Annotated in this window: 30 protein-coding genes; 10 read left to right on the forward strand and 20 right to left on the reverse strand. The window is 67.7% G+C overall.

Features of this window, described 5'->3' with window-relative positions:
* A complete protein-coding gene (locus tag IV112_RS00790; protein WP_304000479.1) occupies positions 1-432 on the forward strand; it encodes an ArsC/Spx/MgsR family protein in 432 nt (143 codons plus the stop codon).
* Positions 433-460: 28 nt separating this feature from the next.
* On the opposite strand, the gene IV112_RS00795 is transcribed toward IV112_RS00790, so the two are convergent.
* On the reverse strand, positions 461-622 hold the full coding sequence (locus tag IV112_RS00795) for a hypothetical protein (RefSeq protein ID WP_198291452.1): 162 nt from the start codon (positions 620-622) through the stop codon (positions 461-463).
* A 22-nt stretch (positions 623-644) separates the two neighbouring features.
* On the opposite strand from IV112_RS00795, the gene IV112_RS00800 reads away from it, so the two are divergent.
* Positions 645-944, forward strand: a complete 300-nt coding sequence (locus IV112_RS00800) for a DUF6156 family protein (protein ID WP_304000481.1) — start codon at positions 645-647, stop codon at positions 942-944.
* Positions 945-956: 12 nt separating this feature from the next.
* On the opposite strand, the gene IV112_RS00805 is transcribed toward IV112_RS00800, so the two are convergent.
* From IV112_RS00805 to IV112_RS00885, 17 genes are all read right to left on the reverse strand, one after another.
* Positions 957-1322, reverse strand: a complete 366-nt coding sequence (locus IV112_RS00805) for a hypothetical protein (protein ID WP_304000483.1) — start codon at positions 1320-1322, stop codon at positions 957-959.
* 18 nt (positions 1323-1340) lie between these two features.
* On the reverse strand, positions 1341-1574 hold the full coding sequence (locus IV112_RS00810) for a hypothetical protein (protein ID WP_304000485.1): 234 nt from the start codon (positions 1572-1574) through the stop codon (positions 1341-1343).
* Positions 1575-1624: 50 nt separating this feature from the next.
* Positions 1625-1921: a 2Fe-2S iron-sulfur cluster-binding protein gene (locus IV112_RS00815; RefSeq protein WP_019916623.1), complete on the reverse strand. Its 297-nt coding sequence runs from the start codon at positions 1919-1921 to the stop codon at positions 1625-1627.
* Positions 1922-1971: 50 nt separating this feature from the next.
* Positions 1972-2805 carry an SIR2 family NAD-dependent protein deacylase gene (locus IV112_RS00820; protein WP_304000488.1) on the reverse strand — a complete coding sequence of 278 codons (834 nt, stop codon included), beginning with the start codon at positions 2803-2805 and terminating at the stop codon, positions 1972-1974.
* A 21-nt stretch (positions 2806-2826) separates the two neighbouring features.
* Positions 2827-3975, reverse strand: coding sequence for a DegT/DnrJ/EryC1/StrS family aminotransferase (locus IV112_RS00825; protein WP_024300787.1), 1149 nt, complete (start codon positions 3973-3975; stop codon positions 2827-2829).
* A gap of 14 nt (positions 3976-3989) precedes the next feature.
* Positions 3990-4253: a hypothetical protein gene (locus IV112_RS00830; protein WP_304000491.1), complete on the reverse strand. Its 264-nt coding sequence runs from the start codon at positions 4251-4253 to the stop codon at positions 3990-3992.
* Between the two features lies 1 nt (position 4254).
* On the reverse strand, positions 4255-4470 hold the full coding sequence (gene nifT, locus IV112_RS00835) for a putative nitrogen fixation protein NifT (protein WP_019916619.1): 216 nt from the start codon (positions 4468-4470) through the stop codon (positions 4255-4257).
* A gap of 30 nt (positions 4471-4500) precedes the next feature.
* A complete protein-coding gene (locus IV112_RS00840) occupies positions 4501-5637 on the reverse strand; it encodes a cysteine desulfurase family protein (protein WP_304000494.1) in 1137 nt (378 codons plus the stop codon).
* Positions 5634-5990 (reverse strand): DUF3024 domain-containing protein, encoded by a 357-nt coding sequence (locus IV112_RS00845; RefSeq protein WP_304000496.1) that lies wholly within the window; start codon positions 5988-5990, stop codon positions 5634-5636. The genes IV112_RS00840 and IV112_RS00845 overlap by 4 nt, the downstream gene beginning before the upstream one ends.
* Before the next feature lie 29 nt (positions 5991-6019).
* Complete coding sequence (locus tag IV112_RS00850; protein ID WP_304000498.1) at positions 6020-6289, reverse strand: nitrogen fixation protein NifZ; 270 nt, start codon at positions 6287-6289, stop codon at positions 6020-6022.
* Complete coding sequence (locus IV112_RS00855) at positions 6282-6635, reverse strand: nitrogen fixation protein NifZ (protein ID WP_304000500.1); 354 nt, start codon at positions 6633-6635, stop codon at positions 6282-6284. The genes IV112_RS00850 and IV112_RS00855 overlap by 8 nt, the downstream gene beginning before the upstream one ends.
* Complete coding sequence (locus IV112_RS00860) at positions 6628-7428, reverse strand: 4Fe4S-binding leucine-rich repeat protein (RefSeq protein WP_304000502.1); 801 nt, start codon at positions 7426-7428, stop codon at positions 6628-6630. The genes IV112_RS00855 and IV112_RS00860 overlap by 8 nt, the downstream gene beginning before the upstream one ends.
* On the reverse strand, positions 7425-7985 hold the full coding sequence (locus tag IV112_RS00865; RefSeq protein WP_304000504.1) for a hypothetical protein: 561 nt from the start codon (positions 7983-7985) through the stop codon (positions 7425-7427). Before IV112_RS00865 ends, IV112_RS00860 begins: the two co-directional genes overlap by 4 nt.
* A 10-nt stretch (positions 7986-7995) precedes the next feature.
* Complete coding sequence (locus IV112_RS00870) at positions 7996-8421, reverse strand: HesB/IscA family protein (RefSeq protein ID WP_304000506.1); 426 nt, start codon at positions 8419-8421, stop codon at positions 7996-7998.
* A gap of 7 nt (positions 8422-8428) precedes the next feature.
* Positions 8429-8638, reverse strand: coding sequence for a 4Fe-4S binding protein (locus IV112_RS00875; protein ID WP_019916611.1), 210 nt, complete (start codon positions 8636-8638; stop codon positions 8429-8431).
* A 53-nt stretch (positions 8639-8691) separates the two neighbouring features.
* Positions 8692-10266, reverse strand: a complete 1575-nt coding sequence (gene nifB, locus IV112_RS00880; RefSeq protein WP_304000510.1) for a nitrogenase cofactor biosynthesis protein NifB — start codon at positions 10264-10266, stop codon at positions 8692-8694.
* A gap of 166 nt (positions 10267-10432) precedes the next feature.
* Positions 10433-11995: a flavin monoamine oxidase family protein gene (locus tag IV112_RS00885; RefSeq protein ID WP_304000512.1), complete on the reverse strand. Its 1563-nt coding sequence runs from the start codon at positions 11993-11995 to the stop codon at positions 10433-10435.
* A 292-nt stretch (positions 11996-12287) separates the two neighbouring features.
* Here IV112_RS00885 and IV112_RS00890 point away from each other — a divergent pair, with 292 nt between their 5' ends.
* The 3 genes from IV112_RS00890 to IV112_RS00900 are packed head-to-tail and all read left to right on the forward strand — an operon-like array spanning position 12288 to position 14518.
* Complete coding sequence (locus IV112_RS00890) at positions 12288-13799, forward strand: protein adenylyltransferase SelO (RefSeq protein WP_304000513.1); 1512 nt, start codon at positions 12288-12290, stop codon at positions 13797-13799.
* A 31-nt stretch (positions 13800-13830) separates the two neighbouring features.
* On the forward strand, positions 13831-14265 hold the full coding sequence (locus IV112_RS00895; protein ID WP_304000514.1) for an Ohr family peroxiredoxin: 435 nt from the start codon (positions 13831-13833) through the stop codon (positions 14263-14265).
* Between the two features lie 10 nt (positions 14266-14275).
* Positions 14276-14518, forward strand: coding sequence for a hypothetical protein (locus IV112_RS00900; RefSeq protein ID WP_304000516.1), 243 nt, complete (start codon positions 14276-14278; stop codon positions 14516-14518).
* Between the two features lie 32 nt (positions 14519-14550).
* On the opposite strand, the gene nifA is transcribed toward IV112_RS00900, so the two are convergent.
* Positions 14551-16191 (reverse strand): nif-specific transcriptional activator NifA, encoded by a 1641-nt coding sequence (gene nifA, locus IV112_RS00905; RefSeq protein WP_304000517.1) that lies wholly within the window; start codon positions 16189-16191, stop codon positions 14551-14553.
* 479 nt (positions 16192-16670) lie between these two features.
* Between nifA and IV112_RS00910 the strand changes: the two genes are divergently transcribed.
* Positions 16671-17084: a SoxR reducing system RseC family protein gene (locus tag IV112_RS00910; RefSeq protein WP_304000519.1), complete on the forward strand. Its 414-nt coding sequence runs from the start codon at positions 16671-16673 to the stop codon at positions 17082-17084.
* Between the two features lie 9 nt (positions 17085-17093).
* Here IV112_RS00910 and leuA read toward each other — a convergent pair whose 3' ends face one another.
* Positions 17094-18800 (reverse strand): 2-isopropylmalate synthase, encoded by a 1707-nt coding sequence (gene leuA / locus IV112_RS00915; protein ID WP_304000520.1) that lies wholly within the window; start codon positions 18798-18800, stop codon positions 17094-17096.
* Between the two features lie 468 nt (positions 18801-19268).
* Here leuA and IV112_RS00920 point away from each other — a divergent pair, with 468 nt between their 5' ends.
* From IV112_RS00920 to IV112_RS00935, 4 genes are all read left to right on the forward strand, one after another.
* Positions 19269-21044, forward strand: coding sequence for a glutamine--tRNA ligase/YqeY domain fusion protein (locus tag IV112_RS00920; protein WP_304000522.1), 1776 nt, complete (start codon positions 19269-19271; stop codon positions 21042-21044).
* A gap of 223 nt (positions 21045-21267) precedes the next feature.
* Positions 21268-21849 (forward strand): PEP-CTERM sorting domain-containing protein, encoded by a 582-nt coding sequence (locus IV112_RS00925; RefSeq protein ID WP_304000523.1) that lies wholly within the window; start codon positions 21268-21270, stop codon positions 21847-21849.
* A gap of 35 nt (positions 21850-21884) precedes the next feature.
* A complete protein-coding gene (locus tag IV112_RS00930) occupies positions 21885-22442 on the forward strand; it encodes a flavin reductase family protein (protein ID WP_304000524.1) in 558 nt (185 codons plus the stop codon).
* A gap of 64 nt (positions 22443-22506) precedes the next feature.
* Entirely contained in the window at positions 22507-23529 is a 1023-nt protein-coding gene (locus tag IV112_RS00935) for a S1 family peptidase (RefSeq protein ID WP_304000525.1), read from the forward strand.
* The last annotated feature ends 43 nt before the right edge of the window (positions 23530-23572 follow it).

Raw genomic sequence — 23572 nt, forward strand, 5'->3', positions numbered from 1 at the left:
ATGGCGCACGTCGTCTTTTTCGAAAAGCCCGGCTGTACCGGCAACGCGCGGCAGAAGCAGTGGCTGCGCGATGCCGGCCACCAGCTTTCGGTGCGCAGTCTGCTGACCGAGCCATGGACAGCGGCGTCATTGCTCGACTTCCTCGACCCCTTGCCGGTGGCCGACTGGTTCAACCGCGCTGCGCCACGGGTGAAGAGCGGCGAGGTGCAGCCTGAGTCGCTCGGCCGGGCGGAGGCACTGGCGCTGCTGCTGGCCGAGCCGCTGCTGATACGGCGGCCGCTGCTGCAGGTTGGCGCTGAGCGGCGGGTCGGCTTCGATCCGCCGGCGATAGACCGCTGGATAGGCCTGACGCCCGACGCCGCGGCGCGGCTGCGTGAAACGTCGGAAGGCTGTGCCGCCGGCGGCATGGCGTCGTGCCGCCCCACGGAATGAGGAATCGTCGCGCGGGCGGTGACGCCGCTCAGTCCGGCGTCATGTCCGGCTGCAGCACCACCTCGTCGGGCAGCACGCCACCGTTGCCCAGCAGTTCCAGCGAGCCGAGCGGGGAATAGCCGTCGTCGCCCTCCAGCAGCACGGTGGCGTCGGCCGGCAGCCCCTGCAAGGCCACGATCAACTGTTTCACTGTCATCGACATCCGCTCACCCATGTCCTCGCCATCGCGCTCCCCTTCGCCCTCGACGACCACCCGCTACTTCCTCACCTACCGCGGCGTGAAACTGCCGCTGCAGTTCGCCGAGGAACTGCAGCCCGACGCGCTGCGCAACCGCAACACCTGGTTCCAGGTCGACTACGACGCGGCCGGTCGCATCGTGCGCGCCGAGAAGAAGGTCTACGGTGAAACCGAAATGCGTCACGAATACAGCTGGAGCGCCGACGGCCGCCTGCTGCGTGCCTGCATCGTCATCGGTGACGAAGACCCGCAGGTGGTCGACTTCGCCGCCTGAACGGCGCCCGCCTCAGCCGGCGAACGCGAACAGCTCGGGCTCGCGCTGGCGGTAGAGCCGCAGCCACATCAGCGTGGCCGGCACCAGCGAGGTGAGGGCGAACCACAGCGTGTCGTCGCTGGCCGGCCCACGGTCGGGCAAGGTGCGCGCCAGCAGCGACCAGCCGGCCCAGTCGATCTCCGGCAGACGACGGCTGGCGTCCACTGGCAGGCCATCCATCAGACGGGCGATGATCAGCAGCAGGCGGCCCACCTCGGCGCGGGTCAGCCGCGACGACAGGAACTCGTCGCGCTCCAGCCCTTCGCCGAGGATGAGCACGCCGCTGCAGGCCTCGTCCAGCATGGCCAGCGACGCTGCACTGAACAGCGCATCGGTCATCGCGGTCGAGCCTCGGCCTCAGGCGCCGATGCGGTACTCGTAGTTCAGCCGCGTCATCTTGCCGACCGCGCCGCACTTGACACAGCGCCAGCCGGCCGAGAAGGCCTGGTTGGTGCAGCTGTCGTCGTAGGTCTGGCGGCAGCCGACATGGCCGCACTCGCACTGGAAGGTCTGGCCGTTGCACTTGCCGGCGGCGCCAAGGCGGTTGCCGGTACAGAGGCCGCGATCGGCCTTGATTGCGTCGTAACTCATGATGGTGTTCTTCCCGTTGTCCGGTTCTTGTCGGGGTGGCGTGGACGCGATCAGACGAAGCTGAGCAGCTCGACCGTCACGTTCTCTTCGCCCATCTGCGCCTGACAGGCCAGGCGCGATTTCGAGCTGACGCCGACCAGCGCGTCGAGCTTCTCGTTCTCGGCGCGCGTCGTCTTCGACAGGCTCTTGCGCCCCTCGTTGACCGCGATGTGACAGGCGCCGCACTGGGCCTGACCGCCGCACTTGCTGATCAGCTTCTCGCCGGCGGACAGGATGGCGGCGAGCAGGGTGGTTCCGGGTGCGACTTCGAGTGCCGTTCCGGACGGCATGATGGTGAGCTGTGGCATGGCGCTTCTCCTTGTCGGTGTGTGTGAAATCCGTTGGCGAGGCGCTGCGCTCAGGCGGCCTGCGCCGACACGGCGGCGAGGCTGTCCAGCGGCAGCGCGATGCGGGTGATGTTCTGTTCGGCCAGGAACTTCGCTTCCATCCGCGTCGGCTCGTCCGGCAGCAGCGCCCAGTGACGGTCGCTGGAACGCTTCATGATCTGGCGCGCGAACGATCGGGTGAGCTGGTCGTTGAAGCGGCAGCCGAGGAAGAGGAAGCTGCGGCCGCTGCGCAGCGCCTGCACTTCCTGCGGGATCGGCGTCTGGATGTCGATTTCGGTCAGCACCTCGACATAGTCGGAATCCGACACCAGGTAGTTGCCGGCCGGGCTTGTCGAGCCGATCGGCTTGTACAGCAGCGTAGCCCAGTCCGGCGCGCGATCGGGCAGCGGATTGCCGTCGCGGTCGTACCAGCCGGTCCAGTTGCCGAAGTGTTCGGACTGCGACAGACCCTGCACCTCGCCCCACTTGACGCCCGCTTCGTGCAGCGCGGTCGACATCGCCTCGTCGTACCAGGTGTCGACGATGAGCGGCAGATTCAGGCTGGCCAGCCAGGCATGCAGCGGCGAGGCCGACGGGGCGGCCGCGAAGGCGTTGTTCATCAGGTCGACCACCGTCTTGCGGTGCTTGAAGTTCTCGATGAACTGCGCGGCCTGGGTGAGCCGGCTGCGTATCTTGTGCGGCACCGAAACCTTGGCGGTGAGCAGCGCGACCAGCGCCTCGGGCGTACCGGGCACCGCGTACTGCGGCACCAGCGACAGCATGCCGGGGCCCAGATAGGGCACGACGCGGCCGGCGCGCAGCCCTGCTTCGATCTCGGCCGGCAATTGGGTCAGGGGGGATGTCATGACTCGTCCTCGTAACGCGGTTCAGTAGATGGCGGCGCCGGCGCCGACGTTGGTGGCCGCGTCCTTCAGCGTCTTCACCACGAAGCGCACTTCGTCCTGCTCGATGAAGCCGTGGAAGGGCAAGGCCAGCGAACGATCGGCGATGCGGTCGGTGTTGGCGAGCTGGCCGCGCTTGTAGCCGTAGCTCTGGTAATGAAACTGCTGGTGCAGCGGCCGGCTGTAGGCGGCCGCCTCGATCGCTTCGGTGTCGAGATCCTCGATCAGCTGCGCGCGCGCGCTGGCGGTGAAGCGCTTGCCCAGATGCACGACGTAGAGCATCCAATGCACCTCATCGACGTCCTGCGCCAGATAGGGCGGCTTGATGCCCTCGAAGGTCTGCATCTGTTCGTGGTACCAGACCTCGACCTGCTTGCGCCGCGCATGGATTTCGTCGATGCGTTCCGCCTGGGCGATGCCGATGGCCGCGGTGACGTCGCTCATGTTGGCCGAGAAGGGCACGCGGCTGCCGACCGACACCGAGTTGCGGTCGCTCAGCCCGTGCGCACGCAGGTAGCGCAGTTCGCTGGCCAGGCGCGCGTCGTCGGTCAGCACCATGCCGCCCTCGCCGCAGTTCAGCGCCAGCGGTTGCGAGAAGTCGAAGATGGACAGGTCGCCGAAGGTGCCGACCAGCTCGCCGAGGTAGCGCGAACCGATCGCTTCGGTCGAATCCTCGATCAGCGCCAGCCCGTGCGCGTCGGCAATGTCACGCAACGGCTTCCAGGCGGCCGGATGACCGTTGCAGTTGTTGCCGATGATGGCGCGCGTGTTCGGCGTAATGCGCGTCAGTACCGACTCTGGCGCCACCGCACCGGACCAGTAGTCGATGTCGGCCAGCACCGGCGTGGCCCCCGCGTGCACGATGGCGTGCGCGATGTGGTGCCAGCTGTATGCACTGGCGATCACTTCATCGCCCGGGCCGATGCCGAGCGCGCGCAGCGCCATCCAGGCTCCCGCCATGCCGCTCGATACGGCCACCGCATAGCGGCGCCCATGCAGGTCGGCGAACACCGACTCGAAAGCTTCCACCATCGGGCCGCCCGATAGCCGGCCGGAACGCATCACCTGCTCCACCAGCTGTGCTTCGCGTTCGCCGACGTCGGCGAGCGAAAGCGGTATCCAGTCGCTGTCCATGTTCATCTCCCGGTTCAGGTGTGCTGGGTCAGCACGATGCCGTGCGCTGCCAGCGGGTCTGGCGTGACCGACCAGCAATGTCCGTCGCTGTGCATCAGGAACAGATCGCGGTCGCCGATGCGCAGCGCCGGCGTCTCGCCGCGCATGTCGAAGGCATCGACCGCCGAGGCGCGCACGCCGGGCAGCGCTTGGCGCACGCCGGCAATGGCCTCGCCCAGCGTCGGTGCCGCCAGCGCGATGCGGGCGATCTCACCCAACTGATCTGCGCTCAGCGCCACGTCACTCTCGTCCGCCGGTCAGGCGGGCCTCCACCGTGATCGGCAGCCGGGTGTCGGCGGCCATCTCGGGCAGGTCCAGCGTCCACCCGTTGGCGAGCGTGATCTGGCCGCCCCACATGTCCGGGCGCTCCATCTGCACGATGGGTTCTTCCAGGTCCTTCTTAGGCACGTAGAGCGAAAGTTCGCCCTTGCTGCTCTTGCGGATCATGACTTTCATGGCGGACTTCCTCGTGGTGACGTGTCGGCTTCAGGCCGCGGCGGCGGCCGTTTCGGATTGCAGGCTGCGCAGTACATGGACGACGCGGGCAAGGTGTTCGCCGTCGGTGTCGCGACCCAGCGACAGGCGGATCGCCTCGCGTGCGAGCGCCGGCGGCACCCCCATCGCGGCCAGCACGTGCGACGGCTCGCTGCCGCCGGACGAACAGGCCGCCCCCGACGCGGCGAGGATGCCTTCGCGCTCCAGCCTGCCCAGCAGACGGTCGGCCGACTGGCCGGCGACGGCGATGAAAAGCGTGTTGGGCAGGCGCGGCGCACCTTCGCCGAACACCGTCAGCCCGGTCAGTGCTTCACGCAGCGCGTCTTCGAGCGCGTCGCGCAGCGCGCCCTGGCGCAGCGTCTCGGCCTGCATCGTCACGCGCGCCTGAGACGCCGCGACGGCAAAGCCGGCGATGCCCGGCATGTTCTCGGTACCGCCGCGGCGCCCGCGCTCCTGCTGGCCCGGCAGCAGTGCCGGCCAGATCAGGCCCTTGCGTGCGATCAGCGCGCCGCAGCCCTTCGGCCCACCGAACTTGTGGGCGGACATCGACATCAGGTCGACGCCCCAGCCTGCGAAATCCAGCGGCAGGCGACCGGCCTGCTGGGTGGCGTCGACATGCAGCGGCACGCCGGCCGCGCGCGCTGCTGCGGCGACCTCGACCACCGGCTGCAGCACGCCGGTCTCGTTGTTGGCCGCCATCACCGACAGCAGCGCGGCCGGGCGCTCGAGCGCGGTGTGCAGCGCGTCGAGGCGCAGCACACCGCGCCCATCCACCGGCAGCAGCTCGACCTCGACACCGAAGTCGCGCATGCGTTGTGCCGCCTTCAGGAAGCCGGCGTGCTCGACCGCCGACAGCAGCACCCGCGGCGGCGCGCCGGGACGCGACAGCGCGCCGGCCAGCACCTGGTTGTTCGCCTCAGTGGCGCCGCTGGTGAACACCACCTCGGCCGGCTGCGCGCCGGCCAGCGCCGCCACCTCGGCGCGCGCGGCCGCCAGCGCCGACTTCGCGCGCTGACCGAAGCCGTGCTTGGACGAAGGATTGCCCCAGCCATCGCGCAGGCAGTCGGTCACCGCCTCGATCACCTCGGGCAGCGGCGGTGTGGTCGCGTTGTGGTCGAGGTAGATCATGGCCAGAACACCCGGTGCGGGTCGTGCACGATCAGGTCGAGCAGGCGATCGAGGCTGTTCGAGCGCGTGTGCTGCACCCAGCCGCCGAGCAGATGGTCGCAGGCGTACAGCACCCAGCTCGCGTCCTCGTGGCGGATGCGCGCGATATCGATCGTTCCGCCCTCCGGATCGACATTGCGCGAACAGCACGGGCTGGTGATGATCCAGCCGTCGTCGGTGTCGTGCAGGGCCGGATGCACGTAGCGATAGCGTTCGCGTTCCGCCAGTGCGCGCAGCACGCGCCGGCGCAGCAGTTCGGTCTCGGCGACGACGACGCTGCCGACGGGCGCCGGCGCGGTGCGGAGCGGGCTCAAGGCATGGACGTTCATCGCGCGCGCACCGGTCAGACCGGCGCGATCTCCTCTTCCAGCACGCCGATCACGCAGGGGCGCGGCGCGCCATCGACGCCGCTCGGACCGTCGGCGAACTCGACCATGTAGATCGGAATGTTCGCCTCTTCGTGATGGCCGATCTGCACCACCTCGCCGGCCGCGCCCTCCGCCACCAGCAGGGCGTCGAGCGCTACCTCGGGGTGGGAGCCGTCGTTGTACAGGTCTGTCGTCGCGGCGACGCGCTGACCCCAGCGGAACTTCGGTTCGCGCAGTTCAAACACTGTCGCCTCCCACCTTGATGGCTGCCAGTTGATGGATGCGCTCGCCCAGCACCTCGACCACGTGCGGCGGCAGGTTGTCGAGCGACACCAGTTCGCGCCCGCGCATGCCGACCCGGTGGCCGGTACCGAGGAATTCGACGGCGTAGATGTAGTACTGCTGCAGGAAGGTGCCGATCGAGGTGACGAAGCCGACGTCGCCCTTCTTCGCCAGTACCTCGCCGATGTCCTTGCCGCAGTAGGTACCGTCGTTGCGTATCGTGTAGCGGCTCACCACACGCTCGCCGTACTTGAATACCGGCGGCGCGGTCAGTTCGACGGTATCGCTGTCGCGACTGATGTCACCCATGTCGATCTCCTTCTTCCCGATCCAGTTCGTTCAGGCGCGCGCACGCTTCGGCACGCACATCCGCTTCCTCGTCGCTCGCCGACATCTGCAACGCAAGCGCCCGGCCGGCACGGCCGGCCACGATCCAGCGCACCTCCCACGCGGGGTCATGCGCCATGCGGTAGAGCTGGGCCGTCGGCAGCCGCTGCGCGACGTCCTTGCGTATCGATATCTCCGGGTCGTCGCACATCCGCAGCAGCGCCGGCATGTCCAGGCGCCGCACCGCCTCCAGCCTGACTTCGGGATCGCTGTCGTCGAGCATGCGCGGCAGCAGTGCTGCGGGCAGGCGCTGCGCCACCAGCTTGCGCACGTAGTAGTCCTCGTCGCCGGCCATGGCGAGCAGTTCGCGCCCTTCGAGCCGCATCGCGACGCGGATGCGCACCTCGCGGTGCGGGTCGTCGCGCAGCTTCACCACCTGAGCGAGCGGAAGGCGCACCGCCACCGACAGGCGCACCGTCTCGTCCTCGTCGTCGATCAGCGACTGCAGACGGAACACGTCGGCACGACGGCAGGCGATGGCGCGCACTTCGAAATAGGGGTGATGCAGGAAGGTGTTGCTGAGGTCGGGATTCCAGCGAAAGAAGCGGTCGATGCGCTTGGCGTAGCGGTCCTGCACGCAGGCGTGCCCGCGCTCGCAGCGTGCACCGAGCAGTTCGGCGTCGCAGAGCGAACAGTCGAGTTCGTCGCCACTCCAGGCCAGCGGCGGAATGTCGTCCGACGGGTCGTACGAGGCCTGCGGCAGCGTGCTCATCATGGCGCGGCTCCAAGCGCTGTCGCGATGTCCGGGCAGTCCTCGTAACCGAGGTCATCGCGTCCCATGCGCGCAAGCACGTCGCCTATCACCCGGTGACCGACCTTGTCCTCCGGATCCATCACCGCCAGCCTGGCCAGCGCCGCACGACCGACGTCGAGTTCGCCCAAGCGCGCGCTCAGGTACGCGTAGCCCTTGAGCGAAAACAGCCAGAAACGCGGCATCGGCTCCAGCGCCCGAAAGTGCGCGTCGGCCTCGACCCGCCGCCAGTCCGCCGGCAGACCGAGCGCCGCCGCCGCGCAGGCGATGGCGCGCTCGCCGACGTCGCGCGCTGCGCGCAGCCGGTTACCGTAGAAATGAAAGCGGTAGAGCGCGATCAGCGTCGCCGGGTGCGACGGTGCAAGCGCGTGCGCCTCGTCGAGCAAGGCCTGCGCTTCGGCCACCCGGTTGCGGATCAGGCCGGCGCGCGCGATCAGCGCCTCGGCCTCGGGCGGCAGCCCGCGACCGAGCACGGCGAGGCCGGGATCGGCCAGATCGTCGTGGGCATCGATCGCCTGCATGGCCGCCTCCTCAACCGCGACGGATGGCGTCCAGACCGACCGTCGCGACGCCGGGCATCGCGTGGCCATGGCCGTGACCGTGTGCGTGCTGCTGCACGCCCGGTGCGCCGGCCGGTGCGCTGCTGCTGCATGCGCACGGTGCCTGGTTCGGGTTGATGAAGGTGAGCCCGCTCTTGGTCGGCGTGTCGGCGAAATCGACGGTCACGCCTTCGAGCAGCAGGCGCGACTCGGCTGGCAGGAACAGCCGCACGCCGGAGGCCTCGACCACCGAGTCGCCGCTCAGTGGTGCCGCCACGACCGTGAACTCGGAGTTCAGGCCGGAGCAGCCGCCGGCGCTGACCAGCAGGCGAAAGCCGGCACCTTCCGGTTCGCCGGAAAAGCGCACCATGCGCTGGATGAATTTCGCCGCAGCCGGCGTCAGGGTCAGTTGGGTCATGTTGTCCTCAGGCAGCCTGGGTCTGGAGTGGGAGGATGCAGTCGTCGATAGGGCACACCGCGACGCATTGCGGGGTGTCGTAATCGCCTTCGCATTCGGTGCATTTGTCGGGATCGATGACAAACAGGTTCTTGAGCTCGCTGATCGCCTCGTTCGGGCATTCCGGCTCACAGGCCGAACAGCCCGTACAGAGGTTGGCAATGATTTTCAAAGACATGGTTCTCTCCTTTCGCTCGGACCGCGGCGCTCGCCGCGGTCCATCCGGAAACGTCAGGCGGCGGCGGTGAAGGCGCCCTGGCGGATCGACGCGTCGCCGCGCTCGGCGTGCGCGATCTCGCCGCGCGCGACCCGGCCGGTGTAGTCGGCGAACCACGACAGCGCGGCCTTCTCGATGAACTCGTCGGCATAGGCATCGACCGGCTCGATGCCCGCACCCTTCAGCTCGTCGCGCGGGCAGGCGCCGATCTTCGACACCAGTACGGCGTGGCAGTCGTTGATCGCATTGACGATGGAGGGCAGCTGCTCGTCCTCGCCGTAGCCGCCCTGGCAATACAGGTCGACCCGACGGTGACCGACGAACAGCGCTTCGCCCGCCGACACCTCGAAGATCTGGAATTCGTCGGCATGGCCGAAGTGCTGGTTCACCCGGCCGCCACCCGTCGTGGCGACGGCGACCAGCACCTTGATGTCCTTCGCCGCCTCGTTGCCTTCGGTCGCGGCCAGCGCCTCGACCTTGGCCGCGTGCTGGGCCTGACGCTCGGCTTCGACGCGCTCCTGGTAGGTACGGCGGCGGTCGAGGTCATAGACCACTTCCATCTCTTCGATCTTGTCGAGCGTGAATTCCTCGCTGCGGTCCTCGCCCAGCAGGCCGACCGCGTCGGCGCGGCACTGGCGGCAGTGGCGCATCAGGTTGGCGCCACCCATGCAGGCGTCCTGCACCGCCTTCAGCTCCTGCGCCGTGGGGCCGCGCTGGCCGGTCAGGCCGAACACCGTGCCGTGCTCGGCTTCGGAAATGAGCGGCATGATGTTGTGCAGGAAGGCGCCGCGCGCCTTGACCGCCTTGTTCACCTCGATCATGTGTGCGTCATTGATGCCCGGGATGAGCACCGAGTTGATCTTGGTGAGCACGCCGCGGGCGGTCAGCATCTCCAGCCCCTTCATCTGCTGCTCGTGCAGGATGCGCGAGGCCTCGACGCCGGTGATGCGCTTGTGGTCCCAGAAGATCCACGGGTAGATCTTGGCGCCGATCTCCGGGTCGACCATGTTGATCGTGATGGTCACGTGGTCGATGTTGTACTTGCAGATCTCGTCGACCAGATCGGGCAGCGCCAGACCGTTGGTGGACAGACAGAGCTTGATGTCAGGTGCCTGCTCCTGGAGCATGCGGAAGGTGTCGAAGGTCTTCTTCGGGTTGGCCAGCGAGTCGCCGGGACCGGCCACGCCGAGCACCGTCATCTGCGGAATTTCGCTGGCGACCGCGACCACTTTCTTGACCGCCTGTTCCGGCGTCAGCTTCTGCGACACGACGCCGGGGCGCGACTCGTTCGAGCAGTCGTACTTGCGGTTGCAGTAGTTGCACTGGATGTTGCAGGCCGGCGCCACCGCGACGTGCATGCGCGCGTAGTGGTGGTGGGCCTCTTCCGAATAACAGGGGTGATTCTTCACCTTGTCCCACACATGGGCCGGCATGTCGTCCGGCCCGGCGGACGTTCCGCAACTGGCCTTGCCTTCGCCGCCGGAGGTGCCACAGCCGACGTGAGCCGGCGCTTCCGCCGGGGTGGCCAGCACGTTGTGGCTGGACTTCAGGTCAGCCAGGCTGACATAGCTCGCTGCTGCACTTTCCATGACCTACTCCTTGTTCTGCTGACGCGCGATGTGGGCTGGCAAACGAGGGATAGCCATTTCCGTGCCAAAGTGATTTCGTCATTCGATTCATTGACTTGGCGCGATCCGGACAGGATTCGTCCGGTGGTCGGAAACCTACGCTTGCGACAAAGCACACAAAGCGGCGTCAGCCACGCACCGGCATGCGGTCGATCAGCATCTGGTTCAGCGACTGGGCGAAGGCGCGCCAGGCGAGCGCAAGATCGACACGGATGCGCGCGACGTAATCGGGCGACGGCGCGTGTTCGTCGGGAAAGTTGGAAAGCGCACAGGACGTGCGGTTATGCTGCAGCGCCTCGCCGACCAGCCAGTCGCTGAAGCCGGAAAAGGGCGCCAGCAGCGATGGCGTCAGCCCGCAGCGGCCGCGCTCGATGGCGACACCGCTCAGGTCGAAGTCCAGCGCATCGATGCGGCGCAGCGCCTCGGCATACACATGGTCGATCACCGCGCACAGCACGGCGTGCGTCATGTCGATGCTGCGCTGTGCGCTCAGTGCACGCACCACGCTCTGCCGGTACAGCTCGCCGGCCTGACTTCGCAGCGCGCTCACCCGGTCGGCAAATTCGGCGATGCTGCCGTCGTTGGCCGGCGAAGGTGGCAGCGAGGGCGACAGGGCGATGAGGCGTGCCGCCACGCGCGCCGCGGCGTCCAGCGCGCCTTCGAGATAGCCGGCACCGCGCGTGGCCGTCTCGCTGCCGGCCAGGTGCAGGCGGCCGGACCAGTGCGGCGCGGCCAGCAGCGACACGTCATCCTCCGGATGGCCTCCGGGCTCGGTCAGGTCGAGCGCGCTGCATGTCATCGGCTCCCGGGCCCAGTCGCGCAGATGCAGTTCGCCCTGTTCCACCGCCGGGCCGAACAGCTGCGCGAACTGGCTGCGCACCATCAGTTCGAGCGCCGGTGCACTGGCTGCACGCAGCGCCGGCGACAACGCGACAAAGCCGCCCAGCGCGGCCGCTTCACCGGTGGCGTCGCAGGCGTCGAACACCTCGCCGAGCACGGCCTGCGGATGGGATACGAAGGCGTTGCCGGACAAGCCGCCGCGACGCCAGTGCGCGCTGTCGGAGCGAACAAAGGCCTTGGCCTGCGCCGCCATCCAGGTCGGCTGGTCCTGCATCGCCTGACGCAGCGGCGCATCGAGCGCCGGCTCGAACACGATCTGTTCCGCCGCCAGCCGCGGCGGCAGCGCGAGCACGACGCTGCGCGCAGCGATGACGAAGGACTCGCCTCCTCCGATGCACTGCACCTCGACGCGGTCGCTTCGCGCGACCAGACGACGGACCGTGCAGCCGGTACGCACGCGGTCGTGCGACAGCCGGCGCAATAACGCACCGGTCAGCGCCGCCATGCCGCCGACCAGTCGCCGCGCGCCATTGTGTATTGCCTCGCTGCCCAGCGTTTCCGGATTGCCGTCCGGCTGCTGCAGATGCAGCACGACGCCCTCGTCATGCTGTGGAAAGGTTTCCAGCCCCAGATCCGCGATCAGCCTGACCATGCGCGGCTGCGACTGCGGCCAGTACCAGCCGGGGCCGAGATCGAGGGCGGCCGCGCCCGCTGCTGCGGGCACCGTATCCACACGACCGCCGGCGCGCGGCCGGGCCTCGACCAGCAGCACGCTGCGTCCCGCCGCTTCCAGACGGCGGGCGAGCTCCAGGCCGCACAGGCCGGCGCCTACGATGAGGGTATCGAGCATGGGGCGCTCCTTTCAGCTTCAGATCGGTTCATCGGATGGGTAGCGATGTTCAGCAAACATCGAGCCACCGGCGATCTCGCGCACGCCGCCCCGGCCTCGCCTTCGCTGGCACGACATCCGCGTCGCGTTTGTCGCAGATGCAACAGCGTGTCGGTCGTCGACCGGCGCGCTGCGAGGCATCCGGCGGATGCGCACCCGCCCCGCTGGCGGCCGGCCGACGACGGCTGACTGCGTCGCTGGCCGACGCTTGCCCGATTCTTGCTGCGCACTTCCGCAACCGCGGAACGCCACCATGAATGCACCTTTGCCCACGCCACCGCTGTCAGCGCTCGAATCGCTGCGCCTGAGCAACAGCTACGCCCGGCTGCCGGCCGCCTTCCACACGCGACTGCCTCCCGCGCCGCTGCCAGCCCCGCATCTGATCGCAGCCAGCGAAGACGCCGCGTCGCTGATCGGGCTCGCTCCGCAGGAGGCCGCGCGCGCAGAGTTCGTCGAGCTGTTTGCGGGCAACCGTCTGCTGCCGGGCGCGGAGCCGCTGGCGGCGGTCTATTCCGGCCACCAGTTCGGCAGCTGGTCAGGCCAGCTGGGCGACGGTCGGGCTCATCTGCTGGGCGAGGTCGATACGCCACACGGCCCGCTTGAACTGCAGCTGAAGGGTGCCGGGCCGACGCCCTACTCACGCTTTTCCGATGGCCGCGCCGTGCTGCGCTCGTCGATCCGCGAATTCCTCTGTTCCGAAGCGATGGCTGCGCTCGGTGTGCCGACCACGCGCGCGCTGTGCGTGATCGGCTCGCCGCTGCCGGTGCAGCGCGAAAGTACGGAGAGCGCCGCCGTCGTCACGCGCATCGCACCAAGCTTCGTGCGCTTCGGCACCTTCGAGCACTTCAGCGCCGACGACGACGTTCAACACCTGCGCCTGCTGGCGGACTACGTGATCGACCGTTTCCGGCCTCATTTGCGCGACAGCGCGCGACCGTACGACGCACTGCTGGCCGACATCGCGCAGCGCACCGGCGACCTGGTCGCGCACTGGCAGGCGATCGGCTTCATGCACGGCGTAATGAACACCGACAACATGTCGGCGCTGGGATTGACGCTGGACTACGGCCCGTTCGCCTTCATGGACAGCTTCGATGCCGGCCGCATCTGCAACCACTCGGACACCTGGGGCCGCTATGCCTTCCGTGCCCAGCCGCGCATCGCACAGTGGAACCTCTACGTGCTGGCCGATGCGCTCGGTCCGCTGATCGGCCACCCGGACCAAACGCGCGCTCTGGTCGATGACCACTTCCAGCCCGCTTTCGACACCCGCTTCGCCGCACTGATGCGACAGCGCCTCGGCTTCGCCACAGCGCAGCGAGGTGACGACGACTTCATCGGCGCGACGCTTGGACTGCTGCAACTGCAGCGCGTCGATTACACGCGCTTCTTTCGCACGCTGAGTGCACTGCCGGGGCGCGTCGCGCGCGAGCAGCGCGGCAGCACGGATGCGCCACTGCGCGACCTGTTCGTCGACCGCGAAGCCTGCGACGCCTGGCTGCTCGGCTGGCGCGCACGGCTGGCCGGCGAAGGCAGCGTCGATGCGCTGCGCCAGCCCGCCATGCTCGCCACCAACCCGTGCTACGTGCTGCGCAACTGGATGGCCGAGTCGGCGATCCGGCGCGCCCGCGACGGCGACTTCGACGAGGTGCGGGCGCTGCTCGACTGCCTGCGCCGCCCCTTCGACGAACGTCCGCAGTACGCGCACTACGCCGCGCCGCCGCCCGACTGGGCGGACGGACTGACCGTCAGCTGCTCAAGCTGAACACCTCGATCACCACTCACCGGGAGCTGTCATGGACCTCATCTACAAGACCCGCGTCTTCAGCCAGGGCGGCCGCAATGGCCGCGTTCAGAGCGAAGACGGCCTGCTGAAGCTGGACCTCGCCGCGCCGGCGGAAATGGGGGGCAAGAAGCCGGGCGTCAATCCGGAGCAGCTGTTCGCCGCGGCCTACGCTGCCTGTTTCGAGAACTCGGTGCGCCACATCGTGCGCGCCGACCGGCTGCCGGTGAAAGGCTGCATGGTCGAGGCCGAGGTGTCGCTGTTCAAGAACTTCGAGGAGGCCTACCGCATGGCCATCCGCTTCACCGCCGTGCTGCACGGCATCGACCAGCCGACCGCCGATTCGCTGGTGGAGCGCGCGCTCAAGGTGTGCCCCTACACCGACGCGACGAAGAACAACGTGACCGTCAGCGCCGCCGCGGTGCTCGAAGATCCGGCGCTGGCCTGAGGGGACGCTGATGAGCTCGGAAACCGGATACTTCATCGACTGGAACGGCAACGCGCGCAGCGTGCAGGACGCGGGCGGCAACTTCACGGTCGAGGTCGACATGCCGTCGAAGTACGTGGCGCTCTATTCGAAGGGCGGCACGCTGATGCACGAGGCGACCTTCTACCGGACGCTGGAAGACATCGCGAAGAAGGGCATCACCGCCGAACTGGTGCCCGGCGCCCACCCCTGGGGCATGCGCAACGAGTGGTGATCGGGCTGCGGGGCATTTGCCCCGCAGCGCCGTCAGAAGCGCCGCACCTCGATGTCGTACTTCTTCAGCGCATAGCCCATCTGCCGCGGCGTGATGTTGAGCAGGCGGGCGGCCTTGGCCTGTACCCAGCCGCACTGTTCCATCGCCCACACGAGACGGTCGCGTTCGCCGTCCGGCTTGTCATCGGTCGGCGCCGGGCGCGACACCGGCGCGGGCTCGCCCGGCGGGCTACAGGACTCCGCCTCGGCCGCGGCGGACTCCACCACCGGCGACACCGCGTCGTCCTTTTTCACGAAGTGCAGTACCTGCGTCAGGCAACGATTGGCCGAACAGGGGAAGTCGGACGCCTCGATCGCGTCGTGATGCGCCATCGTTGCGGTGCGCTCGATGCAGTTCTCCAGCTCGCGCACATTGCCCGGCCAGTAACAATGCATCATCACCGCCTGCCCGCCCTGGGTGAGCTTCATGTTGCGGTCGTTCTCGCGGTTGAAGCGCTCCAGGAAGTGCTGCGTCAGCGCCGGAATGTCTTCGCGCCGCTCGCGCAGCGCCGGCAGGAAGATGCTCACCACATTGATGCGGAAGTACAGGTCGGCGCGGAAGGTGCCCGCCGCCACCATCTTTTCGAGGTTGCGGTTGGTCGCGCAGATCAGCCGCACATCGACCTTGATCGGCTTGCTGCCGCCGACGCGCTCGAACTCGCGCTCCTGCAGCACGCGCAGCAACTTGGTCTGGAAGGCCGGCGAGATGTCGCCGATCTCGTCGAGGAAGAGCGTGCCGCCGTCGGCCAGTTCGAAACGGCCCTTGCGTTCGCCGGTGGCGCCGGTGAAGGAGCCCTTCTCGTGGCCGAACAGTTCCGATTCGAGCAGCGATTCGGACAGCGCCGCACAGTTGAGCTTGATGAAGGGGCCGGACTTGCGCGTGGACAGTTCGTGGATGGCACGCGCGATCACTTCCTTGCCGGTGCCGCTTTCGCCACGCAGCAGCACGGTCGAACGCGACGGCGCGACCTGGTGCGCCTCGGCGAACACCTGCTGCATGCGCGGCGAGGTGCCGACCACGTTGTCCAGCTTGAAGCGGCCGCGCGGCGCATCACGCCGCGCCTGCTTGGCCTGGTGCAGCAGGCGTTCGTGCTCGTCGGTCACCACGCGCTGCAGCGCCACCGACTGCCCCATCAGATTGGCCGCCATCGACAGCACGCGCACATCGCTGCCGAAGCCGCCGCGACGCGACACCACGCGGTCGGCGCACAGCACGCCCAGCATGTCGGCACCGGCGCGTATCGGCACGCCGATGAAGGCGATGGTTTCGTCGCCGGCATCGTCGAGCGCGCCGGTGCGGTTCAGGAACAGCGGTTCGACCGAAATGTCCGGCACCACGACCGGCGAGCCGGAGGCGAACACGCGGCCGATGATGCCCTCGCCCGACCGGTAGCGCCCGCTCGACCACTCCTTGACCGACAGGCCGACCGCCGCGGCCAGGCTGAGCGCCTCGCCGTCGTCCTCGACCAGCGCGATCATCATGCGTCTGAAGTCGAGGTAGTGCGACAGCACGTTCAGTGCTTCGCGCAGGGTCTTCGTTACGTCCAGCGACGAGCTGAGTATCTTGCTCAGCTCATACACGGTCACCAGTTCAACATTCGCGCGCGCATTCGTCTCGATGCCGTTCGCAGTCATGACAGCCCCCGATTGCTTCCCGAGGCGATGCCGGTCGTGCCGGCACGCCCTTCCATTCAGTGGCCCCTGCGTCTTTTCTTATTGTCGGGGAACGGTCGGCAGTACAGCCGGCCACGGCGGAAATCCACATGCGCTTCTCCACGCCTAGCAGCATGAAGCAAGGCGCGTACCCAGTGTCACAAAGCGGTCAATCGTAAGACGCCCGCGTAACAGCGCGCCGGAAAGCCGTTTGCGGGCAGGCACTTGGAAACGGGTCGGGCGATCGGCCGGCGGGTGCGTCCGCTTTGGTGCAAGGCGTCACAAAACGGTGCCGAGACAGCGCTTGTCGGACTTGTCGCAAACAGCACAGGAGGGCAGCCGCGCCCCGGCAGCGACGAAACGCGCCGAAAGCGCGCTGGACCAGCGTCGTCGGCGGCACGCGGATCACTGCACGGCGGCTGGCACGAGGATTGCGAGATACCCGGCGGGAGGGAAGAGACATGACGGTCAGGGATACCCGGGTAGTGCAGGTCGACGGCACCCGCGTCACCGTCGGCGTCGACAGCGCGCCGGCCTGCAGCGGCTGCCGCTCGCAAACCGTCTGTGGCAGCACGCCAAACACCCTGCACCAGTTCGAACTGCCCGCTGCGCAGGCCGCTTCACTGCAGCCCGGCGACCTTGTTGCACTCGGCATCGACGACGACGCGCCGCTGCGCGCCGTGATGCTGGCCTATCTGCCGCCGCTGGCCGGCCTGCTCGGCGGCATCGGCGCCGGCAGTGTGGCCGGCCTGCCGGATGTCGCCGTGCTCGCCTGCGGCGGCAGCGGCCTCTGCTTCGGCGCGGTCATCGCCCGCCTGCTCGCCGGCCACTGGCGGGACAGCTGGCGGCCCAGAATCTGCGGCAGCCGTGACTGAGGCCGACGATCAGGCCAGCGCCGGCGGTCTGGTCGAAGCGAGGAAATCGCGGCGCGCCGCCCGATCGAGCTTGGCGCAGGCGCGGTTGAGCCCGCTCAGGATGGCCAGCACCGACGCCGTCACGATATTCCGGTGCATGCCGGCACCGAAAGTGCTGCCGGGCAGCCCGTCGATGACGAATTCGGCGAAGGCCACCGCCGCCGCGTCGGCGCCGTGGCCGATCGCGCGTTCCTCGTAGTCGTGCAGGCGCGCGGGCACCTTGAGCGCGTCGATCACGGCAGCGATCGGGCCGTTGCCGCGGCCCGACAGCGTGCGTTCGATGCCCTCGACCTTCACCACCAGTTCGATGCCCTGCTCGTCGCCGATCTCGCTCAGATGATGGGTGACGTACTCGAACGGAACCGCTGGCTCGAAGTACTGCTGCGCGAACAGCTTCCAGATGTCGGCAGCGCGCACTTCCTGCCCGCTGGCGTCGGTGAGCTGCTGCACTGCCGTACTGAACTCGACCTGAAGGCGACGCGGCAAGGTGACGCCGTATTCGCTTTCGAGCAGGAAGGCCACACCGCCCTTGCCCGACTGGCTGTTCACGCGAATGATCGAATCATAGGTGCGGCCGACGTCGGCCGGATCGACCGGCAGATAGGGCACTTCCCAGAGCGCGTCCGGCTGCTGCGCGGCGAGACCCTTGCGGATCGCGTCCTGGTGCGAGCCGGAGAAGGCGGTGAACACGAGGTCACCGGCGTACGGATGGCGCGCGTGCACCGGAATCTGCGTGCACTGTTCGACCGTGCGTGCGATGTCGTTGATGCGCGAGAAGTCGAGCCCCGGATCCACACCCTGCGTGTAGAGGTTGAGCGCAAGCGTCACCAGATCGACGTTGCCGGTGCGCTCGCCGTGGCCGAACAGGCAGCCTTCGACCCGGTCCGCACCGGCCATCACCGCCAGTTCGGCCGCCGCCACCGCGGTGCCGCGGTCGTTGTGCGGATGCACGCTGAGGATGACCGACTCGCGGTTGGCAAGATTGCGATGCATCCACTCGATCTGGTCGGCGTAGTGGTTGGGCGTAGCCACCTCGACCGTGGCCGGCAGGTTGAGGATGACCGGCCGATCGGGCGTGCCGCCCCAGGCCTCGACCACCGCGTCGCACACCTCTTTCGCGAAGTCGAGTTCGGTGGCGGTGAAAGTTTCCGGGCTGTACTGGAAAACCCACTCGGTTTCCGGCTGCGCGTCGGTCAGGCGCTTGATGAGCACGGTGCTGTCGACCGCAAGCTTCTTCACCTCGTCGCGGCTCATGTCGAACACGACGCGGCGGAAGGTGGGCGAGGTCGCGTTGTAGACATGCACGATGGCGCGCTTCGCGCCACGCAAGGATTCGATGGTGCGTTCGATCAGGTGCGGGCGCGCCTGCGTCAGCACCTCTATGGTCACGTCGTCCGGGATGTGGCCGCCTTCGATCAGCGTGCGCACGAAGCTGAAATCGGTGTCGGACGCCGACGGAAAGGCGACCTCGATCTGCTTGAAGCCGATGTCCACCAGCATCTTGAACATGCGCATTTTGCGTTCGCCGTTCATCGGCTCGAACAGGGCCTGGTTGCCGTCGCGCAGGTCGGTCGACATCCAGATCGGTGCGCGGGTGAGGGTTTTCGACGGCCACTGGCGATCGGCGAGCGCGATCGGGGTAACGGGACGGTACTTCGTATTCGGCTGCTTCAACATGATGTGCTCCGGCAGATGGGAAGGATGCGTGGCCGGAATGCAGGGCTGTCAGGCGGCCACGGGTTTCCTGGCCTGACAACCGCTGCGCAGTCGCAGCATCGGGACGGTTTGAAACAGCTCGAACATGACGGGAACGCTCCGGAAAAACGGAATTCACCTCCCGGTCCATCGACCGGAGGCAGGTACTGCACGACAGGAGGGGGAGTTTTATGTGCGCGCGGGGCGCAGCAGCAGACCCGACGCGAGCAGCGTCGAGGAGAGGGACAGCAGTTGGGTCTGGTGCGTGAGCATGGGCTCGACCATAGGCAAGCCGTGAAAAGCTGTCAACCCTGAATTTCGCCGGCAAGCGGCTAGAATTGTGTTCTTCTGCCAGGCCGCGGTCTGGCCCGTGCATCGAGCGGACATCCTGCGGGCTGCCGCTCATGCCCTGGCAACGACACTCATCCTCAGGTTTCTCTGCTGCCCACCATGTCCGAACGCAACGCTCCCGCACCGGCTTCAAATTTCCTGCGCGCCGTCATCGAAAAGGATCTGGCCAATGGCACCTACGCCAGCCGCCGCTGGGCGCGCAGCCCCGGTGACGCCGCCCATCACGCCGCCGGCGAGCCGGACCCGGCAAAGATCCGCACCCGCTTCCCGCCGGAGCCGAACGGCTACCTGCACGTCGGCCACGCCAAGTCCATCTGCCTGAACTTCGGCCTGGCGCGCGATTACGGTGGCGTCTGCCACATGCGCTTCGACGACACCAATCCGGAGAAGGAAAGCGTCGAGTACGTCGAATCGATCAAGGACGCGGTGCAGTGGCTGGGCTTTGGCTGGGACGCCTTCGGCGCGTCGCAGCTCTACTTCGCCAGCGACTACTTCGATTTCATGTACCGCGCGGCGGAATACCTGATCACCGCCGGCCACGCCTACACCGACCAGCAGACGCCGGACGAGATGCGCGCCAACCGCGGCACGCTGACCGAGCCGGGCAAGGATTCACCGTGGCGCAATCGTCCGGCCGACGAATCGCTGGCGCTGTTCCGCGAAATGCGCGACGGCAAGCACCCGGACGGCGCCATGGTGCTGCGCGCGAAGATCGACATGGCCAGCCCCAACATCAACATGCGCGACCCGGCCATCTACCGGATCAAGCACGCGCACCACCACAACACCGGCGACAAATGGTGCATCTACCCGATGTACACCTACGCCCACCCGCTGGAAGACGCGGTCGAGGGCATCACCCACTCGATCTGCACGCTGGAATTCGAGGACCAGCGCCCGTTCTACGACTGGGTACTGGAGCGCCTGGCCGAAGGCGGCCTGCTGGCCCACCCGTTGCCCAAGCAGTACGAATTCGCGCGCCTGAATCTGACCTATGTCGTCACCAGCAAGCGCAAGCTGATGCAGCTGGTGACCGAGAAGCACGTCAGCGGCTGGGACGACCCGCGCATGCCCACCATCGTCGGCCTGCGCCGCCGCGGCTACACGCCGGAGGCGCTGCAGCTGTTCGCCGAGCGCATCGGCGTGTCCAAAGCCGATTCGTGGATCGACTATTCGACGCTGGAAGGCGCGCTGCGCGACGACCTCGACGGCCGCGCCGCCCGCGCGATGGCGGTGCTTGATCCGCTCAAGCTCAAGCTCACCAACTGGGACGCACTGTTCGCCGGCAAGGAGGCCGAGCCCTGCTCCGCACCGGTGCATCCGCACCACCCGGAACGCGGCACGCGCAGCTTCAACCTGACGCGGGAAGTGTGGATAGAGCGCGAAGACTTCATGGAAGAGGCGCCCAAGGGCTACCACCGCCTGTTCCCGGGTAACAAGGCGCGGCTCAAGTACGGCTACGTCATCGAATGCACCGGTTGCGAGAAGGACGCCGACGGCCGCATCACCGCGGTGCTGGCGACCATCGTGCCGGATACGAAGAGCGGCACGCCGGGCGCCGACAGCGTCAAGGTGAAGGGCGTCATCACCTGGGTCAGCGTGGCCGAAGGACTGGCGACAGAAGTAAGGCTGTACGACCGGCTGTTCACCGAAGCGCACCCGGACGCCGGCGGCCGCGACTTCCTGACCGTGATGAATCCGTACTCGGTGAAATCGGTACAAGCCTTTGTCGAACCCGGCCTGGCCACCGCCGCGGCCGACGACAAGTTCCAGTTCGAACGTCACGGCTACTTCGTCGCCGACCGGGTCGATTCGGTCGAAGGCCACCCCGTGTTCAACCGGGCCGTCACATTGAAGGACAGCTGGAGCCGTTGAGGTCGGGGCAAGCCGGCGGCGGCCCCCGACGCAGCGTCGGTTTTTTTTACACCCGGCTCGACCCGCCCAAGGACCGGATCGCCTGCAAGGCAGGCTGCGCCCCGATGCGTGCCGATGCAGCAATGCAGGCACACCGCTTGCTAACAGTTTTTGACATTTTTGAATCCGTCGGCCGGTCCGGCTTGCGACGGGTGACGACAACCTTCCAGCAGGGAGTGTCCCGATGAAATCGATACGCAGCCTCTTCGCCGCAACTCTGTTTGCCACCGCGCTGCCGGCGCTCGCCGTGATCCCCAATGTGACCGACCAGGAATCGTCAGAGCGCAACAACCTGATAGCAACCTTCGGCCAGAGCGGACTGGCGCAGTCCTTCAAGCAGATGGCAGACAACGTGTCCGGCGCCGGGATCTACCTCCTCCTCGCCAGCCCGGAGGAGTCGGCGAACGTGACCATCGAACTGTGGAGCAAGCTGCCCAACCAGGGCGGCAGCCTGCTGGCCGGCGGCTCGGCACTCGGTCTTGGCCCGGGCTGGGTGGACGTGTTCTGGACGCCTGTAACAGTTACGCCGGGGGACACCTACTTCCTGGTCTTCTCCGGCCCGTCCGCATTGGGTCTGGCGGGCAGCACGCTGAACCCCTATCCGAACGGACAGACGTTCGCGACCTCGGGCTATGCAGGCTTCCCCAACTTCGACTACACCTTCCGCACTTTCGCGGCGGCCGTACCCGAGCCATCGACCTGGGCGTCGATGATGGGCGGCCTCGGCCTGCTCGCGCTGCTTGCTGCGGCCCGCCGTCGCACCTGATCCTTCCGGGGAGCGCGGCAGCGCTCCCCTGCTCCATGCCCATCCAGGACGTCCCCCTTACGCAGGCTTACCGGCTGCTCAACCACGGCCCCACCGTGCTGGTGAGCAGCGCAGCCGGCGCGCGCCGCAACGTGATGGCGGCGGCGTGGTGCATGCCGCTCGATTTCGACCCGCCCAAGATCGTCGTCGTGATCGACAAATCGACCTTCACGCGTGAGCTGATCAGCGCGTCGGGCGAGTTCGCGATCAACGTGCCGCCACGTGCGCTGCTCGACGCCACGGTCGCGGCCGGAAACGACAGCGGCCGCGATACGGACAAGTTCGCCGCGCTGGACCTGCCCAGCTTCCCGGCGACGCAGATCGCCGCGCCACTGGTCGGCGGCTGCGTCGCCTGGCTCGAATGCAAGGTCGTGCCGGAAGCCCGCAACCAGGACCGCTACGACCTGTTCATCGGCGAGGTGGTGGCAGCGCGCGCGGACAGCCGCGTGTTCCGCAACGGGCGCTGGCACTTCGATGACGACGCGCTGCGCACGCTGCATCACGTCGCCGGCGGCGCCTTCTTCATGACCGGTGAAGCGGTCGGCGGCAGCTGAACTTTCGCGCCTGTAGCGCGCTCCCAAGACGGCTGTTCACACAACCCCGTCGATGGAGCCCGCCATGCGCCGCCTGCTCGCCTCCTCCTGCTGTCTGCTGGCCCTGAACGCCCACGCCGGCGGTTCGGCCAGCGAATTCGGATCCGCCTTCTATACCGGCCTGTCGATCAGCGTGGTGCAAGTGCGCGTTGCCAATGAGGCAGGCAAGGGTTTCTTCGGTTCGGGGGTCGTGGTGGCGGAGAACGAGGTCGTCACCAACTGTCACGTCACGCGTCAGGGCGTGCGCGTCGAGGTTGCCAAGGGCGCACTGGTGTTTCCGGTGTTCGGCCAGAAGGTGGACATGGCGAACGATCTCTGTCTGTTGCGCACCTCGCCGATGCCGCTGCGCACCGTCGCGCTGCGCGACGCAACGTCGGTCAGACCCGGCGAGAAGTCGTTCTACTACGGCTACTCGGGAGGGATAGAAGCCTTCTTTGCACCGGGGCGGGTGGCGACGCTGCATCCGCACGACGGCAGTGCGGTGTTCGAAACGTCCAGCGGTTTCGCGCTCGGTGGCAGTGGCGGCGGGCTGTTCGACGCCGAAGGTCGCCTGATCGGCATCACCACCTTCCTCGCCTCCGGCCACTCGGGTGGCTACTTCGCGATGCCGGCCGACCTGATCCACCGGCTGCGCAAGCAGCCCGAATCCGACATCGCGCCGATATCGGGGCTGGCATTATGGGAGCGGCCGGACGCGGAACAGCCCTGGTTCCTGCGGGTGGCGCGACTCGGCGCGCTGTCGCGCTGGCAGTCCGCCGCCGATCTGGCGCTAGCGTGGACGCGTGCCGAGCCGGACAACGCCGATGCCTGGCATCAGGCCGGCGTCGCGCTGCTGCGTGATCAGCGGCCGGTCGAGGCGAACGAGGCGCTGCAGCGCGCCCGCATGCTGTCGCCCGACCACCCGGACGTGCTCTTCCATCAGGCGCTGGCGCTGGCGCGCAGTGGCTCGGCCGAAGCCGCCCGCGAAGCGCGGGACCGGCTGGCCCTTACGGACGCCGAACTGCTGGGCAAACTGGATCAGGCCTTAGACTGTTCGGCCTACTGCTAAAGACATACAAACACACTAAACTCCGTCGAATACAAGAACTTGA

This window comes from Methyloversatilis discipulorum (assembly GCF_018780585.1).
GTDB classification, from domain to species: Bacteria; Pseudomonadota; Gammaproteobacteria; order Burkholderiales; family Rhodocyclaceae; genus Methyloversatilis; species Methyloversatilis discipulorum_B.

What these genes read in the sequence shown, in the direction of transcription:
- IV112_RS00790 (WP_304000479.1), top strand. Translation starts at nt 1, where the DNA reads ATGGCGCACGTCGTCTTTTTCGAAAAGCCCGGCTGTACCGGCAACGCG.
- IV112_RS00800 (WP_304000481.1), top strand. Translation starts at nt 645, where the DNA reads ATGTCCTCGCCATCGCGCTCCCCTTCGCCCTCGACGACCACCCGCTAC.
- IV112_RS00805 (WP_304000483.1), bottom strand. Translation starts at nt 1,322, where the DNA reads ATGACCGATGCGCTGTTCAGTGCAGCGTCGCTGGCCATGCTGGACGAG.
- IV112_RS00810 (WP_304000485.1), bottom strand. Translation starts at nt 1,574, where the DNA reads ATGAGTTACGACGCAATCAAGGCCGATCGCGGCCTCTGTACCGGCAAC.
- IV112_RS00815 (WP_019916623.1), bottom strand. Translation starts at nt 1,921, where the DNA reads ATGCCACAGCTCACCATCATGCCGTCCGGAACGGCACTCGAAGTCGCA.
- IV112_RS00820 (WP_304000488.1), bottom strand. Translation starts at nt 2,805, where the DNA reads ATGACATCCCCCCTGACCCAATTGCCGGCCGAGATCGAAGCAGGGCTG.
- IV112_RS00825 (WP_024300787.1), bottom strand. Translation starts at nt 3,975, where the DNA reads ATGGACAGCGACTGGATACCGCTTTCGCTCGCCGACGTCGGCGAACGC.
- nifT (WP_019916619.1), bottom strand. Translation starts at nt 4,470, where the DNA reads ATGAAAGTCATGATCCGCAAGAGCAGCAAGGGCGAACTTTCGCTCTAC.
- IV112_RS00840 (WP_304000494.1), bottom strand. Translation starts at nt 5,637, where the DNA reads ATGATCTACCTCGACCACAACGCGACCACACCGCCGCTGCCCGAGGTG.
- IV112_RS00855 (WP_304000500.1), bottom strand. Translation starts at nt 6,635, where the DNA reads ATGGGTGACATCAGTCGCGACAGCGATACCGTCGAACTGACCGCGCCG.
- IV112_RS00860 (WP_304000502.1), bottom strand. Translation starts at nt 7,428, where the DNA reads ATGATGAGCACGCTGCCGCAGGCCTCGTACGACCCGTCGGACGACATT.
- IV112_RS00865 (WP_304000504.1), bottom strand. Translation starts at nt 7,985, where the DNA reads ATGCAGGCGATCGATGCCCACGACGATCTGGCCGATCCCGGCCTCGCC.
- IV112_RS00870 (WP_304000506.1), bottom strand. Translation starts at nt 8,421, where the DNA reads ATGACCCAACTGACCCTGACGCCGGCTGCGGCGAAATTCATCCAGCGC.
- IV112_RS00875 (WP_019916611.1), bottom strand. Translation starts at nt 8,638, where the DNA reads ATGTCTTTGAAAATCATTGCCAACCTCTGTACGGGCTGTTCGGCCTGT.
- nifB (WP_304000510.1), bottom strand. Translation starts at nt 10,266, where the DNA reads ATGGAAAGTGCAGCAGCGAGCTATGTCAGCCTGGCTGACCTGAAGTCC.
- IV112_RS00885 (WP_304000512.1), bottom strand. Translation starts at nt 11,995, where the DNA reads ATGCTCGATACCCTCATCGTAGGCGCCGGCCTGTGCGGCCTGGAGCTC.
- IV112_RS00890 (WP_304000513.1), top strand. Translation starts at nt 12,288, where the DNA reads ATGAATGCACCTTTGCCCACGCCACCGCTGTCAGCGCTCGAATCGCTG.
- IV112_RS00895 (WP_304000514.1), top strand. Translation starts at nt 13,831, where the DNA reads ATGGACCTCATCTACAAGACCCGCGTCTTCAGCCAGGGCGGCCGCAAT.
- IV112_RS00900 (WP_304000516.1), top strand. Translation starts at nt 14,276, where the DNA reads ATGAGCTCGGAAACCGGATACTTCATCGACTGGAACGGCAACGCGCGC.
- nifA (WP_304000517.1), bottom strand. Translation starts at nt 16,191, where the DNA reads ATGACTGCGAACGGCATCGAGACGAATGCGCGCGCGAATGTTGAACTG.
- IV112_RS00910 (WP_304000519.1), top strand. Translation starts at nt 16,671, where the DNA reads ATGACGGTCAGGGATACCCGGGTAGTGCAGGTCGACGGCACCCGCGTC.
- leuA (WP_304000520.1), bottom strand. Translation starts at nt 18,800, where the DNA reads ATGTTGAAGCAGCCGAATACGAAGTACCGTCCCGTTACCCCGATCGCG.
- IV112_RS00920 (WP_304000522.1), top strand. Translation starts at nt 19,269, where the DNA reads ATGTCCGAACGCAACGCTCCCGCACCGGCTTCAAATTTCCTGCGCGCC.
- IV112_RS00925 (WP_304000523.1), top strand. Translation starts at nt 21,268, where the DNA reads ATGAAATCGATACGCAGCCTCTTCGCCGCAACTCTGTTTGCCACCGCG.
- IV112_RS00930 (WP_304000524.1), top strand. Translation starts at nt 21,885, where the DNA reads ATGCCCATCCAGGACGTCCCCCTTACGCAGGCTTACCGGCTGCTCAAC.
- IV112_RS00935 (WP_304000525.1), top strand. Translation starts at nt 22,507, where the DNA reads ATGCGCCGCCTGCTCGCCTCCTCCTGCTGTCTGCTGGCCCTGAACGCC.